Source organism: Nocardia sp. NPDC060220, assembly GCF_042727815.1.
Lineage (GTDB): Bacteria > Actinomycetota > Actinomycetes > Mycobacteriales > Mycobacteriaceae > Nocardia.
In genome coordinates this window covers 1-1,794 of record NZ_JBHWZY010001136.1, presented here as the reverse complement: position 1 = coordinate 1,794, position 1,794 = coordinate 1, and the positions used below count along the sequence as shown (strand labels likewise).

The 1,794-nt window shown below is 67.2% G+C and carries 3 protein-coding genes; 2 read left to right on the top strand and 1 reads right to left on the bottom strand.

Annotated features, from left to right (window positions below; translation table 11 throughout):
• Positions 1–473, top strand: a 473-nt coding sequence (locus tag ACFWF3_RS34535) for a hypothetical protein (RefSeq protein WP_379318245.1), incomplete at its 5' end; no start/stop codon positions are given.
• On the opposite strand, the gene rpe is transcribed toward ACFWF3_RS34535, so the two are convergent.
• Positions 474–1,130, bottom strand: a complete 657-nt coding sequence (rpe, locus tag ACFWF3_RS34530; protein WP_378628313.1) for a ribulose-phosphate 3-epimerase — start codon at positions 1,128–1,130, stop codon at positions 474–476.
• A gap of 153 nt (positions 1,131–1,283) precedes the next feature.
• On the opposite strand from rpe, the gene ACFWF3_RS34525 reads away from it, so the two are divergent.
• Complete coding sequence (locus ACFWF3_RS34525; RefSeq protein WP_379318243.1) at positions 1,284–1,652, top strand: anti-sigma factor; 369 nt, start codon at positions 1,284–1,286, stop codon at positions 1,650–1,652.
• Positions 1,653–1,794 lie beyond the last annotated feature (142 nt).

Below are 1,794 nucleotides of genomic sequence, written 5' to 3'. Positions count from 1 at the left end.
GCGTGAGCACATTGATCGATTCGACGCTGGAAATGCGCTGCGTGCGTTATCGGCGAGAACTGCACCTACCGGCCAAGATCGATTTCGATTCCCGCCGCATTCTGCTCCAGATCGGCGCGCACTACGGCGCGGTCACCATGCCCGGCGATCTGGGCGAACGCGTCCAGGCCCGACTGCGCGAGGCCGCGATCGCGGGTCCGGTGGTCGATCATCCCCGCGCGCGGCGCTGGACGTTCCTCACCGGCCCCTGCCGCCCGGACTCGGTCACCGCGACGGCGTCGGCCGAACTGTTCCGCCTGTACGCGACCGTCGCCTGCGCGGGCAGCCAGATCGTGCTGCCCTCCCCCGACGACGAGCGCACCGGCTACCGCACCTGGGTGCAGGAACCCGAGTCCGGCGACCAGCGGCCGCCGGTGCAGGCCGTCATCGACGCGGCGCGGGCGCTGGGCACCCGCAAGCTCCGCGCCCTGTAGTTACGGCAGCCAGGCCGAGGTGGCCAGGTTGCGCAGCTTCTGCACGGCAGCGCCCGGGTCGGCCGTGTTGTAGACGGCCGACCCGGCCACGAAGCAATCGATGCCGGCCGCGGCCGCCTGCTCGATGGTGTCGTCGTTGATGCCGCCGTCGATTTCGACGACCAGGTGCAGCTCGCCCGAATCGACCAGATTGCGCACGATCCGCGCCTTCTCCAGCACGCCGGGGATGAACGACTGCCCGCCGAAACCGGGTTCCACGCTCATCACCAGCAGGGTGTCGAATTCGCGCAGGATTTCCAGGTACGGCTCGATCGGGGTGTTCGGCTTCACCGACAGCCCGGCCCGGCCGCCCGCGGCGCGGATATCGCGCGCCACCGCGATCGGATCATCGGTCGCCTCGGCGTGAATGGTGACGTTGTAGGCGCCCGCCTCGGCGTAGCTCGGGGCCCAGCGGCCCGGATCGTCGATCATCAGGTGGCAATCGAACGGGATATCGGTCGCCTTCAGCAGGCTCTGCACGATCGGCAGACCCAGCGTGAGGTTCGGTACGAAGTGCCCGTCCATGACGTCGACGTGAAGCCAATCGCATCCTTCGACCGCGGCGGCCTCGGCGGCCAGATTCGCGAAGTCCGCGGACAGGATTGACGGGGCGATCATCGGCTGGGACGGACGGGAGAACGTCGGAGTGGACACAGCGCGCCAGTGTAGCGACGGCGATGGTGATTGCCCTGCCGGGATATGGGTAGCCTTCTCAGGGTGACCAATTTTTCGGCGGAACATGGGCCCTTCGGCGCCCCGGTGGAGATTCGTGTGGCAGCACAGCTGACGCAGCTGCCAATCGTGCGCGGACTGGCCGAAACACTGGTGCTACTCAGTGATTTCACCCTCGACGAGGTAGCCGACGTGCGCCTGGCCGTGGATGAGGTGTGCTCGACGATCATCGCGATCGCTGGCCCGGATACGCTGCTCACCTGCGAATTCCTCGTCGGCGACTTCGAACTCCAGGTGCGCGTCGACGGTGTCGCTGCGGCGCAGGGCATGCCGGATCAGCGCAGCTTCGGGTGGCATGTGCTGCGCACGCTCTGCGACGAGGTCATCGCCGAACAGCAGGATTTCGACGCAGGCGTGTCCGGGTACCCGACGACGGTCCGATTCCGCAGGGTCCGGGGGAAGGCATAGTGCACGGCGAGGACAACCAGCCCGACCAGCACGATCTCAGCGAACCCGACAAAACCGACTCCCCTGCCGCGGAATCGGAGAACGCCGCGGAACCGGACAAGGAAGCCCTCGAGCAGGAAAGTATCGAGGAGGAGACCGAAAC